11 protein-coding genes and 1 riboswitch are annotated in these 14,007 nt (G+C 75.0%); of the genes, 3 read left to right on the top strand and 8 right to left on the bottom strand.

The genetic code is table 11. The features are described from left to right. Positions 1-88: 88 nt before the first annotated feature. Positions 89-1,519 carry an Rv2231c family pyridoxal phosphate-dependent protein CobC gene (gene cobC / locus OG509_RS10265; protein WP_406181890.1) on the bottom strand — a complete coding sequence of 477 codons (1,431 nt, stop codon included), beginning with the start codon at positions 1,517-1,519 and terminating at the stop codon, positions 89-91. An 86-nt stretch (positions 1,520-1,605) separates the two neighbouring features. Here cobC and OG509_RS10260 point away from each other — a divergent pair, with 86 nt between their 5' ends. Next, entirely contained in the window at positions 1,606-2,331 is a 726-nt protein-coding gene (locus OG509_RS10260; protein WP_406181888.1) for a ZIP family metal transporter, read from the top strand. A 2-nt stretch (positions 2,332-2,333) separates the two neighbouring features. Here the strand turns inward: OG509_RS10260 and OG509_RS10255 are convergent, their stop codons facing one another. The 7 genes from OG509_RS10255 to OG509_RS10225 all read right to left on the bottom strand — a co-directional run bounded on the left by OG509_RS10255 (position 2,334) and on the right by OG509_RS10225 (position 10,902). Then, entirely contained in the window at positions 2,334-3,743 is a 1,410-nt protein-coding gene (locus OG509_RS10255) for a cobyrinate a,c-diamide synthase (RefSeq protein WP_406181886.1), read from the bottom strand. After that, a complete protein-coding gene (gene cobO, locus OG509_RS10250) occupies positions 3,737-4,336 on the bottom strand; it encodes a cob(I)yrinic acid a,c-diamide adenosyltransferase (RefSeq protein ID WP_406181884.1) in 600 nt (199 codons plus the stop codon). Before cobO ends, OG509_RS10255 begins: the two co-directional genes overlap by 7 nt. Continuing rightward, positions 4,336-6,459 carry a putative cobaltochelatase gene (locus OG509_RS10245; RefSeq protein ID WP_406181882.1) on the bottom strand — a complete coding sequence of 708 codons (2,124 nt, stop codon included), beginning with the start codon at positions 6,457-6,459 and terminating at the stop codon, positions 4,336-4,338. Before OG509_RS10245 ends, cobO begins: the two co-directional genes overlap by 1 nt. Before the next feature lie 79 nt (positions 6,460-6,538). Beyond that, entirely contained in the window at positions 6,539-8,083 is a 1,545-nt protein-coding gene (locus tag OG509_RS10240) for a cobyric acid synthase (protein ID WP_406181880.1), read from the bottom strand. Further along, complete coding sequence (locus OG509_RS10235) at positions 8,080-9,039, bottom strand: cobalamin biosynthesis protein (RefSeq protein WP_406181878.1); 960 nt, start codon at positions 9,037-9,039, stop codon at positions 8,080-8,082. Before OG509_RS10235 ends, OG509_RS10240 begins: the two co-directional genes overlap by 4 nt. 37 nt (positions 9,040-9,076) lie before the next feature. Beyond that, positions 9,077-9,235: riboswitch (cobalamin riboswitch) on the bottom strand. Between the two features lie 124 nt (positions 9,236-9,359). Beyond that, positions 9,360-9,581, bottom strand: coding sequence for a hypothetical protein (locus tag OG509_RS10230; RefSeq protein WP_030163133.1), 222 nt, complete (start codon positions 9,579-9,581; stop codon positions 9,360-9,362). A 28-nt stretch (positions 9,582-9,609) separates the two neighbouring features. Further along, on the bottom strand, positions 9,610-10,902 hold the full coding sequence (locus OG509_RS10225; RefSeq protein ID WP_406181876.1) for an anion permease: 1,293 nt from the start codon (positions 10,900-10,902) through the stop codon (positions 9,610-9,612). Between the two features lie 355 nt (positions 10,903-11,257). Here OG509_RS10225 and OG509_RS10220 point away from each other — a divergent pair, with 355 nt between their 5' ends. Both OG509_RS10220 and OG509_RS10215 read left to right on the top strand, forming a co-directional pair. Further along, complete coding sequence (locus OG509_RS10220) at positions 11,258-12,388, top strand: alpha/beta hydrolase family protein (protein WP_406181874.1); 1,131 nt, start codon at positions 11,258-11,260, stop codon at positions 12,386-12,388. A gap of 117 nt (positions 12,389-12,505) precedes the next feature. Continuing rightward, entirely contained in the window at positions 12,506-13,975 is a 1,470-nt protein-coding gene (locus OG509_RS10215; RefSeq protein ID WP_406181872.1) for a hypothetical protein, read from the top strand. Positions 13,976-14,007: the final 32 nt, after the last annotated feature.

Here is a 14,007-nt window from a genome sequence, read left to right as displayed (position 1 = left end):
AACGGAGCCGCAGCCTCCGGATAGCCCCGGCATCGCAGGTCAGGAGTGCGGGCCGCCCGCCGCAGGTGGGAACGGGTGGGGGCCCGGATCAGCGCGCCGTGAGCGCCAGGGCGTGGTCCAGGGCCTGGAGGAGGCTGCCCGTCGTGGCCCGGTCGCGGACCGCGAGCCGCAGCCAGGACTGGTCCAGACCCGGGAAGGTGTCCCCGCGGCGGACCGCGAAGCCGAGGGCGCGCAGCCGGGCGCGGATCTCCGCGCCGCCCGCCACCTGGATCAGGACGAACGGGCCCTCCGCCACCCCCGACACGGAGATCTCCTCGAACTCCGCGAGCCCCGCCAGCAGATGCGCCCGGTCCACCGCGATCTGCCGGGCCGCCGCCTCCGCCTCCGCCAGCGCCGCCGGGGCCACACAGGCCTCCGCCGCCACCAACGCCGGCGTCGACACCGGCCACAGCGGCTGCGCCGCCGCCAGCTTCGCGATCACCTGCGGCTCGGCCAGCACGTAGCCGATCCGCAGCCCCGCCAGCCCCCACGTCTTGGTCAGGCTCCGCAGCACCACCAGACCCGGCACGTCCGTCCGCCCGGCCAGCGCCTCCCGCTCACCCGGGACCGCGTCCATGAACGCCTCGTCCACGACCAGGATCCGGCCCGGCCGGGCCAGCGCGGTCAGCACCGCCGCCGGATGCAGGACCGACGTCGGGTTGGTCGGATTGCCGATCACCACCAGGTCCGCGTCCTCGGGCACCGCCGCGGGATCCAGCCGGAACCCGTCCGCCGCCCGCAGCACCACCCGCTCCACCGTGTGCCCCGCGTCGCGCAGCGCCGCCTCCGGCTCCGTGAACTGCGGGTGCACCACCACCGGCCGCTGCGCCCCCAGGGCCCGTGCGATCAGTACGAACGCCTCCGCGGCCCCCGCCGTCAACAGCACCCGATCGACCGGCAGTCCGTGCCGAGCGGCCACCGCCGCGCGGGCCGCCCGCCCGTCGGGATAGGCGCAGAGGGCATCGAGCGAGGCCGCGATGCGCTGCTTGAGCCAGTCCGGCGGGGTGTGCGCCCGTACGTTGACCGCGAGGTCCACCAGCGCGCCGCCGTCGCCGCGCACCTCCGCGTCCCCGTGATGGCGCAGGTCGTGCGCCTGTGCCGTGGCCACGGCACAGGTCGCCGCCACCGACCGGCGCTTCGGTACGAGCAGTTCCCCGCCGCCCGCGAGCGCCGCGGCCTCGGCCACCGAGGAGGTCCCGGCGGCATCGCGCACCGCGTCGGAGGGGTGCGGTACGAGGATGCCGGCCAGCTCCTCGGCGGGATAGCTGAGCAGGGGTACGCCGAAACGTTCCGCCGCGCCCGTGATCCCCGCCTCGCCCGCCTTCGACTCCACCGTGGCCAGCGCCTTCACCGCCCCGGCGGCCAGCCCGGCCCCGCGCAGCGTCTCCTCGACGAGGGCGCAGACCTCCGCCACGGACACCCCCGCGCGTCCGCCGACCCCGACCACCAGCTGCGTCGCGTACTCGCCCACCGGGATCATGCCCCCTCCGTAGTCGTCAATGGTTCGTGTCCCGCCGCCCGCGCGCACACGTGCGCACACGGCGAGGAGTCGGTATTCAGGGGCACATGGCCGTGATCGTGGCGCTGGGCGCGTTCCTGATGACCCTGGCGGGCGGGTGGACGGCGCAACGCGTCACCGACCGCCGCCACCTCGTGCTGGGCCTGGCCGGCGGGCTGATGCTCGGCGTCGTGGGCCTCGACCTGCTGCCCGAGTCGTTGCACGCGGCCGGCCGCAAGGTGTTCGGTGTCCCGCTCGCCCTGCTGCTCTTCGTGGCCGGGTTCCTGATCGCGCACGTCGTGGAACGCCTGCTGGCGGTACGCCAGGCCGCGCACGGCGCCGAGAACGGGGGCCGCGTCCCCGAGGTCGGGCTGACGGCGGCCTCGGCCATGGTCGGCCACAGCTTCGCCGACGGCGTGGCCCTGGGCGCGGCCTTCCAGGTCGGCGGCGGGATGGGCGTGGCCGTGTCGCTGGCCGTCATCACGCACGACTTCGCCGACGGGTTCAACACGTACACGCTCACCCGGCTGTACGGGAACGCCCGCCGCAAGGCGGTGATGATGCTCTTCGCGGACGCGGTGGCCCCCGTACTGGGCGCGGTGTCCACTCTGCTGTTCACCCTTCCGGAGGAACCGCTGGGGGCGTACCTCGGCTTCTTCGGCGGCGCCCTGCTGTACCTGGCGGCCGCCGAGATCCTGCCGGAGGCGCACCACAAGCACCCCGCCCTGTCCACGCTGATGTGCACGGTGGGCGGGGTGGCCGGGATCTGGCTGGTGGTGGGCCTCGCGGACTGAACTCACCTGGCCCGCGCCGCGGCTTCCGCGAACCGAAGGGCCACGGAGGGCTCCGCCGCCCAGTGCGTGTGCAGGTAGCTCGCGTGCACGCCCTGCTGTACGAAGCCCTCGACCCGGCGTTCGGGACGCGTGAACCCCCAGGCGGGGGCGGCGCCGGCACCGGGCTCGATCACCGTGCGGTGGAACTCGTGGCCGCGCAGCCGGGTGCCGGTGGCGGCGAGGGCGCTGTCCGAGACCGCCACGGCCTCGCGGTAGCCGAGGGTCAGGCGCTCCGACATGCGCGCGTCGGCGTCGAGCACCCCGCACATGGGCTTGCCGTCCAGGGAGCGGGCGAGGTACAGCAGCCCGGCGCACTCGGCGGCGACGGGCCCGCCGGCCGCGGCGAAGCCGGCGACGGCCTCGCGGAGCGGCGCGTTGGCGGCGAGCTCGGGGGCGTACACCTCGGGGAACCCGCCGCCGATCACCAGGCCGGTGGTTCCGTCGGGCAGGGCCTCGTCCCTGAGCGGGTCGAAGGTGACGACCTTCGCTCCGGCGGCGGTGAGCAGCTCGGCGTGCTCGGCGTACGAGAACGTGAACGCCGGCCCGCCCGCGACGGCGATGACGGGTGCGGCGCCGCCGCCCCCGAACCCCCGCGCCTGCGGGGCCGGGTCCTGCCCGTCGGCGCCGAACAGGGCCCGTTCCGGCGACCAGGCCTCGCAGGCCAGCGCAGGCGCCGTCCGGGCCAGGGCCATCAGGGCCTCCAGATCGCAACCCGCCCGGACCTGGTCCGCCAGGGCGGCGACCGAGGACAGGGCGTCGGTGCGCCGCTCGGCGACCGGGACCAGGCCCAGGTGCCGCGAGGGCGCGGCGACCTGAGGGGCCCGCCGCAGGACGCCGAGCACCGGCATCCCGGCCTCCTCCAGCGCCTCCCGCAGCATCGCCTCGTGCCGGTCGGACCCGACCTTGTTCAGGATCACGCCGCCCAGCCGCACCTGCGGGTCGAACGAAGCGAAGCCGTGCACCAGCGCCGCCACCGACCGCGACTGCGACGAGGCGTCGACCACCAGCACCACCGGCGCCCGCAGCACCTTCGCCACCTGCGCCGTCGACGCCAGCTCACCCCGCCCCGCGGCCCCGTCGTACAGGCCCATCACGCCCTCGACGATCGCGAGATCGCACCCCGCGGCCCCGTGCGCGAACAGCGGAGCGACCAGCTCCGGTCCGCACATGAACGCGTCCAGGTTGCGCCCCGGCCGGCCCGTGGCCAGTGCGTGGTAGCCGGGGTCGATGTAGTCGGGCCCGGCCTTGTGCGGGGACACGGCGAGGCCGCGCTCCGAGAAGGCCGCCATCAGGCCCGTGGCGACGGTGGTCTTGCCGCTGCCGGAGGACGGCGCGGCGATGACCAGCCGGGGGATGTGGAGCGAAGTCACCACTCGATGCCCTTCTGGCCCTTCTGGCCGGCGTCCATCGGGTGCTTGACCTTGGTCATCTCCGTGACCAGGTCCGCGAACTCCACCAGCTTCTCCGGCGCGTTGCGCCCCGTGATCACCACGTGCTGGGTGCCGGGCCGGCTGCGCAGCACCTCGATGACCTCGTCGACGTCGATCCAGCCCCAGTGCATCGGGTACGCGAACTCGTCCAGCACGTACAGCTTGTGCGTCTCGGCGGCCAGGTCACGCTTGACCTGCTCCCAACCTTCCTTGGCCGCCTGCTCGTTGTCCAGCTGCGCGTCCCGCTGGACCCAGGACCAGCCCTCGCCCATCTTGTGCCAGACGACCGAGCCGCCCTCGCCGGAGGCGCCGAGCACCTTGAGCGCGTTCTCCTCGCCGACCTTCCACTTCGCCGACTTGACGAACTGGAACACCCCGATCGGCCAGCCCTGGTTCCAGGCGCGCAGCGCCAGCCCGAAGGCCGCCGTCGACTTGCCCTTGCCCGGGCCGGTGTGGACGAAGACGAGCGGGCGGTTGCGGCGCTGGCGCGTCGTGAGTCCGTCGTCCGGAACGACGGTCGGCTGTCCCTGCGGCATTACGCGGCCCTCCTGTGGGTGTCCGATGCGGTACGTACGTTCTTGACGAGCCCTGCCAGCGAGTCGGCCCGCAGCCCGTCGAGCGTGACGGCGGGCCCGCCGAGGTCGGTGGCCAGTACGCCGGCCAGCCCCAGCCGGACCGGCCCCGACTCGCAGTCCACGACCACCGACGCGACGCCCTCGGCCTGGAGCAGCCGGGCGCTGCGGCCCGCGAGCTCGCGCGGGTCCCCGCCGGCGGAACCGGCAGAACCGGACGATCCCGTCGAACCGGACGAGGTGGCCCGCCCGTCGGTGACGACCACGAGCAGCGGGCGGCGGCTGGGATCGCGCAGCCGCTCGATCCGCAGCACCTCGTGGGCCTTGAGCAGGCCGGCGGCGAGCGGGGTGCGTCCGCCCGTCGGCAGCTGTTCGAGCCGGGCCGCGGCCGCGTCCACCGAGGAGGTGGGCGGCAGCGCGAGCTCGGCGGCGGCGCCCCGGAAGGTGATCAGACCGACCTTGTCCCGGCGCTGGTAGGCGTCCAGCAGCAGCGAGAGCACCGCGCCCTTGACCGCGCCCATGCGCTGCCGGGCCGCCATCGAGCCGGAGGCGTCGACCACGAACAGGACCAGGTTGCCCTCGCGGCCCTCCCGGGTGGCCTGGCGCAGGTCGTCCTTGCGGACGACGAGCCCGCGCCCGGTGCGCCCGCGCGCCTTCTGGTGCGGGGCGGCGGCCTGGACGGTCGCGGCGAGGTGCAGCTTCGTCAGGTGGCCGCGGGGGCGCTGGGCGCCGGTGGTCCGGCCGTGCGCGGTGCGGGCGCGCGAACGCCGCCCGGACGCGCCCTCGCCGAGGCCGGGCACGCTGAGCATCTTGGTCCGGAACGGCTCGGCCGCCCGTACCGCGGCCTGCTCGGGCGCGGCGCCGTCCTGGGAGGCGGGCTGGGGGGCGGGGGCCTCCGGCGCGTCCGGGGCCGACGGGGCCGGGTCGTCCTGCGCCTCGGAGCCCTGCGGGGTCTCGGGCGCCTCGGGTCCGCCCTGCGGGGGGACCCCGCCGCCCCCGCCGTCCGGGCCGCCGTCCTGCGGACCGCTGTCGTCCGGGCCCTCGGGCTCCGGGTCGGGCTCGTTCTCCGGCTCCTCGTCGGGGAACCGGTCCAGGATCTCGTCGAGCTTGTCCTCGTCGAGGCCCGGCGCGTCGAAGGGGTTGCGGCGCCGCCGGTGGGGGAGCGCCAGCAGCGCGGCCTGCCGCACGTCCTCCTTGCGTACGTCGCTCCGCCCGGCCCAGGCGGCCAGCGCGGTCGCGGTGCGGGCCATCACGATGTCGGCGCGCATGCCGTCGACCTCGAATCCGGCGCAGGTCGCGGCGATCTGGAGCAGGGAGGCGTCGCCGAGGCGGACCTTCGGGAGCAGGGCGCGGGCGGCCACGATGCGGGCGCGGACGTCCTGCTCGTCACCGGCCCAGCGGGTGGCGAAGGCGGCCGGGTCGTCCTCGTACGCGAGCCGCCGGCGCACCACCTCGACGCGCTGGGCGGGCTCGCGGGAGGCCGCCACCTCGACGGTGAGCCCGAACCGGTCGAGGAGCTGCGGGCGCAGCTCGCCCTCCTCGGGGTTCATGGTGCCGACGAGCAGGAAGCGGGCGGCGTGGCGTACGGAGACGCCCTCGCGCTCGACGTAGGAGGCGCCCATCGCCGCGGCGTCGAGGAGGAGGTCGATGAGGTGGTCGTGGAGGAGGTTGACCTCGTCGACGTACAGGATCCCGCGGTGCGCGTCGGCGAGCAGGCCGGGCTCGAAGGCCTTCACCCCCTCGGCGAGGGCCCGTTCGATGTCGAGGGCGCCGACGAGCCGGTCCTCGGAGGCGCCGACGGGCAGCTCGACCATGCGCGCGGGCCGGGCGGTCCCGGGGCCGGGTTCGTGGGGGCCGTCGGGGCAGGCCGGGTCGGGGGCGGCGGGGGCGCAGGAGAAACGGCAGCCGGGGACGACGTCGACCTGCGGCAGCAGCGCGGACAGCGCGCGGACGGCGGTGGACTTCGCGGTCCCCTTCTCGCCGCGCACGAGGACGCCGCCGACCGCCGGGCTCACGGCGTTGAGCAGGAGCGCCAGCCGCAGGTCGGTCTGGCCGACCACTGCGGTGAACGGGTAGGGCGTGCTCATGCGATGCCTCTCTCTGTGCGGGTACGGGTACGGGTACGGATGTGCGGGCGCGGGCCGCCGCGAACGCGGGCCGCCGCCGTCACGGGGCGCCCGGGGGGAGGAACGGGAGGCCCGTGGGGGCGCCGCCCTCGATCAGGCGGAGCAGGCCGTCGGTGTCCGCGTGCTCGGCGATCAGGTCGCCCAGCAGGTCCAGTTGCTCCTCCCGGAGGGAGGAGAACGAGGTGTCCGGGGAGGGGACGAAGCGGCGGCCCGACGCCGAGGCCACCTCGCGCAGGAACGCCCGCCGGAAGCCGTCCGACTCCAGCGAGCCGTGCCAGTGCGTCCCCCACACCGAGCCGACCCGGCAACCTTCCAGTCTGCGTCCACCGTCATCAGAGATGAACGTCTCCCCGCCCAGGACCTCGGCCACCCCGTGGTGGATCTCGTACCCGTCGACCGCCTCGCCGAGCGCGGTCCCGGAAGGCCGCGCCAGGGTCTTCTCCCGCTCGAAGCGGATCCGCACCGGCAGCAGGCCCAGCCCGTCCACCGAGCCCGCCCGCGACTCGACCTCGTCCTCGATGTGCTCGCCGAGCACCTGGAAGCCGCCGCAGATGCCCAGCACCGGCCGGCCCTCCGCTGCCCTCCGCAGCAGCGCGTCCGCGAGGCCGCGCTCGCGCAGCCACTCCAGGGCCTTCACCGTGCCCCGGGTGCCCGGCACCACCACCAGGTCCGCGTCGGCCAGTTCCTCGGCCCGGTCCACGAACCGCACCACCACGCCCGGCTCCGCCGCCAGCGCGTCGACGTCCGTGAAGTTCGACATCAGCGGCACCGCGCACACCGCGACCCGCAGCACGTCCTCGCCGACCGGCGGGGCCACGACCGACTCGCGCACCGCGCCCCGCAGGGAGACCCGGAGCCCGTCCTCCTCGTCGATGCCCAGACCGTGCTGGAACGGGAGGACGCCGTACGTCCCGCGCCCGGTCAGGGAGCGGAGCATCTCCATGCCGGGCTCCAGCAGCGACACGTCGCCGCGGAACTTGTTGACCATGTATCCGGCGATCAGCGACTGGTCCTCCGGCGACAGCAGCGCCGTCGTCCCGAAGAACGAGGCGAAGACCCCGCCGCGGTCGATGTCCCCGACCACGACCACCGGGAACCGCGCGGCCCGCGCGATGCCCATGTTCACGATGTCGGTCCGGCGCAGGTTGATCTCGGCCGGACTGCCCGCCCCCTCGCAGATCACGGCGTCATACGTGCCCCGTAGCTGCTCCAGGCAGTCCGTGACGACACCGAGAAGCTGCTCCTGCCGCCCGCCGTGGTAGCCCCGGGCGCTCATCTCGCCCACCGGCTTGCCCAGCAGCACCACCTGGCTGCTGCGGTCGCTGCCGGGCTTGAGCAGCACCGGGTTCATCAGCGCCGTCGGCTCCACGCGCGCCGCCTGCGCCTGCATCGCCTGCGCGCGCCCGATCTCGGCGCCCTCGCGCGTCACGAACGAGTTCAGCGACATGTTCTGCGCCTTGAACGGCGCCACCTTCACGCCCTGCCGGGCCAGCCAGCGGCAGATGCCCGCCGTGACCACGCTCTTGCCCGCGTCCGATGTGGTGCCCGCGACGAGGAGTCCCCCGCCGAGCTTCCCGCCGCTCATCCGCGTCCCTTCCGTATGCCGTGCGACACCGCACAGCGCAGTGCCACACACGCCCCCAGCGCCAGCCACGTCACCTGACGCGACAGCCGCACCGCGCGTTCGATGTCCGCGACCTGCACCGGCCTCCCCGCCTCGCCGTTCAGCACGGCCCGGTGCTCGACCCGCCCCCCGTACGCCAGGGTGCCCCCCAGCCGTACGCCGAGCGCCCCGGCGAAGGAGGCCTCCACGGGCCCGGCGTTCGGGCTCGGGTGCTCGGCGGCGTCCGCCCGCCAGGCCCGTACGGCTCCCCGCCGGTCGGGCCCGGCCAGTACGGCGGCCAGGGCGGTCAGCCGGGCGCCCGGCCAGCCCGCGAGGTCGTCGAGCCGGGCCGAGGCCCAGCCGTAGCGCAGGTAGCGCGGCGACTTGTGGCCGACCATCGCGTCCAGGGTGTTCACGGCGCGGAAGGCCAGCAGCCCCGGGACACCGGCGACGGCGCCCCACACCAGGGCCCCGACCACCGCGTCGGAGGTGTTCTCGGCGACCGATTCCACGACGGCGCGGGCCATCTGCTGCTCGTCCAGGGCCTGGGGATCGCGCCCGCACAGGTGCGGCAGCCGCTCGCGGGCCACCTCGGCGTCCCCGGCGGCGAGCGCCCCGCCGATGGCGCGGGCCTCCCGGCCCAGCGAGGTGCCGCCGACGACGGCCCAGGTGGCCGCCGCGGTCAGGGCGATACGGGCGGCCGCGGGCCGGGAGCGCGCGGCGCGGGCGCCCAGCGCGCCGACGGCGGCCGCGCCCCCGGCGCACAGGAGGGTGTGTATGACGCCCCGGCCGCGGTCGTCGCGCCACAGGGCGCGCTCGACGGCGGCGGCGGCTCGTCCGAAGGCGGCCACGGGGTGCCCTCGGCGCGGATCACCGAGGATCCGGTCGCCGATCAGGCCCGCCGTGGCGCCGTACGCGAAGACGCGGTCGGCACGCATGGTGCAGGTATGTCCTCACTCAGGGTCCGCGCCCTGGTTCGACGTGTCCGGCGGTGGGAGTTCCTGGCTCCCGGGGCGCACGGCGCACATGCCGCGTGCTCCCCGGTGACAGTGGCGGGACCGCGCCGGATTCGCACCGGACTTCCTCTCCATGCCGCCGTATTGGCTCGGGCAGTCCACCACGCACCGCGAAGGCCCGTCAACTCGCCGTTGACCTGCGGCGAGGCAGGTCACAGACACGGGTCACGGACGTACGAAAGCTCCCCCCGGGAAACCCGGAGGGAGCTTTGGCACGTCGTGCCCCGATCGGTCGGATCAGGTCAGCTGATGATCAGGTAGATCCCGTACCCCACGGCCGCCGCGACGAGCGCGAAGGAGGCGTACGCGCCGCTGCGGGCGAGGGTGGCGGTGCCGCCCTGCTCGGTGGCGGCCTCGTGCTTGGAGAGGCCCACCAGGCCCAGCGTGAACAGGGCCACGAGGCCGACGGTGGCGGAGAGGCTGACCCCGAAGACGGAGCCGAGTGCTGCCCAGTCGATCTTCATACTGCGGATTCCTCTGTCGTTCTCGGGGTCAGACCGCTGCGGCGGGAGCCGCGGGCGTCGTCGGAGCGGCCGCCGGGATGGTGGCCTTCAGGGCTTCGTCCGTGACCGCGGCGGTCGTACCGGCGGCCGCCTCGGCAGCGGCCTCGGCGGCCACGGTCGGCGGGACGGTGACGGCGGCCATGGCCGTGGTGACGACACCCGGCTCCTCGGCCACGGCCGGCTGCACCTCGTTGACGTTGCTGTGGTCGACGACCTGGCGGCGCGAGATGACCCAGATGGCGACGCAGGAGGCGATCAGGAAGAGCGCGACGGCGGCGACACCGACGTCACCGGTGCGCATGACCAGCTCGGCACCGGAGGCGACGGCGGCCGCGGCCGGCAGGGTCAGGCCCCAAGCGATGAACATGCGGGTGGCGGTGGACCAGCGGACCACGCCGCCCTTGCGGCCCAGGCCCGCACCCATGACGGCGCCGGAGCACGCGTGGGTGGTGGAGAGGGAGAAGCCGAGGGTGGAGGAAGCCAGGATGACGCTCGCGGCCGAGGTCTGGGCGGCGAAGCCCTGCTGCGGCTGGAGGTCGGTCAGGCCGCTGCCCATGGTGCGGATGATGCGCCAGCCGCCCAGGGAGGTGCCCAGGGCGATGGCCATGCCGGCGGAGATGATGACCCAGACCGGCGGGTTGGCGCCGGAGTCCAGGGCGCCGCCGGCGATGAGCGCCAGGGTGATGATGCCCATCGTCTTCTGCGCGTCGTTGGTGCCGTGCGCGAGGGAGACGAGACCGGCCGAGGCGATCTGCCCGGCGCGGTAGCCCTTGGTGGCGGTCTTGCCACCGACCTTGCCGCCGAGCTTGTACGTGACCTTGGCCGCCAGCATCGCGGCCACACCGGCCACGATCGGCGCGGCGACCGCGGGGAGCAGCACCTTGGTGACGAGCGTGCCGCCGTTGACGGCGCCGAGGCCGGCGGAGGCGACGGCCGCGCCGACCAGGCCGCCCATCAGCGCGTGGGAGGAGCTGGAGGGGAGTCCGACCAGCCAGGTGACGAGGTTCCAGAGGATCGCGCCGACGAGGGCCGCGAAGATCACTTCTGGCTGGATGCCCTCTTCGTTGACCAGGCCCTTGGAGATCGTCTTGGCGACCTCCACGGACATGAACGCGCCGACGAGGTTGAGCACGGCGGACATGGCCACCGCCGTCTTGGGCTTGAGGGCGCCGGTCGAGATGGTGGTGGCCATCGCGTTGGCTGTGTCGTGGAAACCGTTCGTGAAGTCGAACACGAGAGCGGTGATGATCACGATCCCGAGGAGAAGCGTTATGTGCTCCATTTACCCAGGCTTCTGTTTGACGTCAGTGGCTCGGCGACCGTAGGCAACCTGGATGAACGGAAGGTGAACTGACTCGGGCGGAGCGGTGTACTGGACCATCGTGTCATCGGGACCTTCATCCCCATTTTGCGGCTGATACGGCGATTAATGCACGTCAACGGCGGGTAACCGCGTGGCTCCACAAGGGATCCGAGGCCCCCGGGCCCGCCCCGGAGGGCTTCGGGGGGAGATGTAGATCACTCTCGGCCCGCGGGCCCGCCGGACCGCCCGGGCATCTCTTCCCGCCCCCGTCCGGCCCCAATCGGAGCATTCCGCTCCAGTGGCCCGCTCGCCCTCCCGCCCCGACACTGGAGCCGTGCCTTCCGCCACAGCGACGGCCGCGGCCGTCGCGACCACTCTCGTCGGGGCCGGCGCCGCCGCGGTCGCGGCCGGCCGGTACGCCGCCGACGCCGCCCTGCGGCACGAGCCCGGCCGCCCCCTGCCCGGCGGGCCGCGGCTCAGCGTCCACTCCATCGGCTCCGGGCAGATCACGCTGACCCGCTCGCTGGCCTCCCTGCGCCCCGGTGCGTACGGGCTCTGCGCCCCCGGGGTGCACGCCGTGGTCGGGTCCGTGCTCGACGGGGTCGACCACGGCCCGGACACCGTCGTACGCAGGCTCCTCGCCGTCACCCACGGCAGCCTCGACCCCGGCGCCCGGGTCACCCTCACCCCCGAGGTCCACGTGGGGAACCCCCGTACCGCCCTCGGGCTCGACCACGCCGACGTGGACGTCCCCGGCGAGCTCGGCGGACTGCCCGCGTGGTTCGTGCCCGCCGCCCGCGACACCTGGGTGATCACCGTGCACGGGCTCGGTGCCGGCCGCGAGCACCCGATGGTGGTCATGCCGTTCCTGCACCGCCAGCGGATGCCCGTCCTCGACCTCGCCTACCGCGGCGACCTCGGGGCCCCCGCCTCACCGGACGGTCTCGGCCACCTCGGTGAATCGGAATGGCGGGACGTGGACGCCGCCATCCGCTACGCCGTGCGCTACGGCGCCCGCCGCGTCGTCCTGCACGGCTGGTCCACCGGGGCCGCCATGGCCCTGCACGCCGCCGAGCGCTCGGCGCTCGCCGACCGGATCTCCGGGCTCGTACTGGACTCGCCGGTGCTCGACTGGCACACCACCCTGCGCGCGCTCATCGCCGCCCGCCGCACCCCGGCCGCGCTGGTCCCGTTCGCGGTACGGGCCGCCGAGGGGCGCGCCGGGCTGCGCACCGACCGGGCGGCGCCCGGCTCGGACCCCGCGGCGCTGCGCGTCCCGGTCCTGATCTTCCACGGCCCGGACGACACGCTCGCCCCCTGGGAGCCCTCGCGCCGGCTCGCCGCCGCCCGCCCCGACCTGGTCACGCTGCGGACCGTCCGCGAAGCCCCGCACGGGGCCATGTGGAACGCGGATCCGGCCGGATACGAGGAGGCCCTGAGGCGCTTTCTCACCCCTCTTATGTGAAGGCCGTGTGCCGGACGGGACAGGGAGGGGGCATTATCCCGGTATGTCCTCCTGCCGAGTGGCGATAATGGCTGGTTCCGTTTGGGCTTTCGGCCGGTGACGGGCGAGACTGCTTCCGTGACGTCCCGAAAGCCTGATGAGCAGTTGGCTCGCGACTCCAGACTCCGACTCGTCTCCCCGCGTTCCGTCGCCGCGGCCCGCAAGGCGGTGACCGACCGACGCGCCCGTCCCGCTTCCCGGCCCCCGGCGGGCACCCCGGCCACGGCCGAACTCGCGCGGCGGGCCCGGGCCTCGCTGGCCGACGCGGTACGGCTCGCCCGCTGGGCCGAGCTCAACCTCGGTGCCGGCGACGGGGGCAGGCCCGCCCCGGCGGGAGCGCTGCCCGCCGCCGACGTCGAACGCGCCGCCGGTGAGCTGAACCTGACACACGGGCAGATCCGGGTCGGATGGGACCGCGCCCGGCTCGCGGGCCTCGTCGAGGTGCACGGCGGCCAGGCCAGGCCCGGCTGGCGGCTGCGCGCCTGGGACCGGGACGACACCGCCGTACTGCGCGGCTGGGTGGCCCTGTTCGACGCCTGGTCGCTGGTCCACCCGGCCCCCGCCGACATCGCTCCCGCGGTCGTCGCGGAGGTGGTCGAGGCGATGCCCCAACTGCTGTCCCTGCTCCAGCTGTCCGCCGGTCCCGTGACCGTTCCGGACCTGCTGGACCTGCTCGGGCAGCGGGTCACCGAACTGCGCGACGAGCGCTGCGAGATCCCGTACGACGCCCCCGCGCGCGAGACCCCGCCCGCCGACGGGACACCGGCCACCGACTCGGCGGCCGAGCCCGAGACCGCCCCCGAGGCCATCGGCCACACGGCGCCCGTCCCGCTCGCGCGGCTGCTGCGCTGGGCGCTCGGCGGGCTCGCCGCCGTCGACGCCGTCACCCTCGGCCCCGCGCAGGCCGCCCTCACCCCGCTCGGCAGCTGGGCCGTCTGGGTCAAGCTCGAACAGATCTGCGTCGCCGCGCAGAGCCCCGCCGGGAACATCGAGCAGTCCGCCGCCGCGATGCTGCACGGCTGCGCCCGGCTCACCCCCGGACCGGCCCGCGCCGAGTACCAGGCCTGGCTCGCCGCCCGGCCCGTCGGCCACGCCGTCAGCGAACTGCTCCACGCCGCCCGCGGCGAGGACGCCCTGCTGCGCGGGCTCGCCTTCGAGGCCCTGCGCGTGGTCGGCGCCCCGGCCGAACCCGAGGTGCGCGCCGCCGTGCGCGACGCGGCCCTGCGGCCCTACGCCCTGCTCTGGCTCGCCGAGCACGACGGGGTCGATCCCGACGAGGCCCAGGACGTGCTCACCGCCGAGGAGACGACCTGGCTCTGGGTGGACACGGCGGCCGCCATCGCCGACCACGGCGAGGCGGACCTGCTGGCGCGCCACCTCGACTCGGCCGTCCGGACCACCGTCCCGCGGCTGCTGGACGAGGTCCGCGCGGTCGGCCATCCGCGCACCGTCCAGGTCCTGGTCGCCCTGGCGGCCGCGCACCCGGATCCGGCCCTGGCCAAGGCGGTCCGCCGGGCCGCCTTCCAGGTCCACACCGGCGGCGCGTAGTACCCGCGGCGGTCCGTACGGAGGAACGCGCC

The sequence above is a fragment of the Streptomyces sp. NBC_01006 genome (assembly GCF_045162725.1).
In the GTDB taxonomy this organism is placed as follows: Bacteria; Actinomycetota; Actinomycetes; order Streptomycetales; family Streptomycetaceae; genus Streptomyces.
Note: the sequence above shows the minus strand (reverse complement) of the source record. Positions and strands in the feature narration are given on the sequence as shown.

Excerpts from the sequence above, each read along its gene's own strand:
- cobC (WP_406181890.1), bottom strand. The coding sequence starts at position 1,519 with ATGATCCCGGTGGGCGAGTACGCGACGCAGCTGGTGGTCGGGGTCGGC.
- OG509_RS10260 (WP_406181888.1), top strand. The coding sequence starts at position 1,606 with ATGGCCGTGATCGTGGCGCTGGGCGCGTTCCTGATGACCCTGGCGGGC.
- cobO (WP_406181884.1), bottom strand. The coding sequence starts at position 4,336 with ATGCCGCAGGGACAGCCGACCGTCGTTCCGGACGACGGACTCACGACG.
- OG509_RS10245 (WP_406181882.1), bottom strand. The coding sequence starts at position 6,459 with ATGAGCACGCCCTACCCGTTCACCGCAGTGGTCGGCCAGACCGACCTG.
- OG509_RS10240 (WP_406181880.1), bottom strand. The coding sequence starts at position 8,083 with ATGAGCGGCGGGAAGCTCGGCGGGGGACTCCTCGTCGCGGGCACCACA.
- OG509_RS10235 (WP_406181878.1), bottom strand. The coding sequence starts at position 9,039 with ATGCGTGCCGACCGCGTCTTCGCGTACGGCGCCACGGCGGGCCTGATC.
- OG509_RS10230 (WP_030163133.1), bottom strand. The coding sequence starts at position 9,581 with ATGAAGATCGACTGGGCAGCACTCGGCTCCGTCTTCGGGGTCAGCCTC.
- OG509_RS10225 (WP_406181876.1), bottom strand. The coding sequence starts at position 10,902 with ATGGAGCACATAACGCTTCTCCTCGGGATCGTGATCATCACCGCTCTC.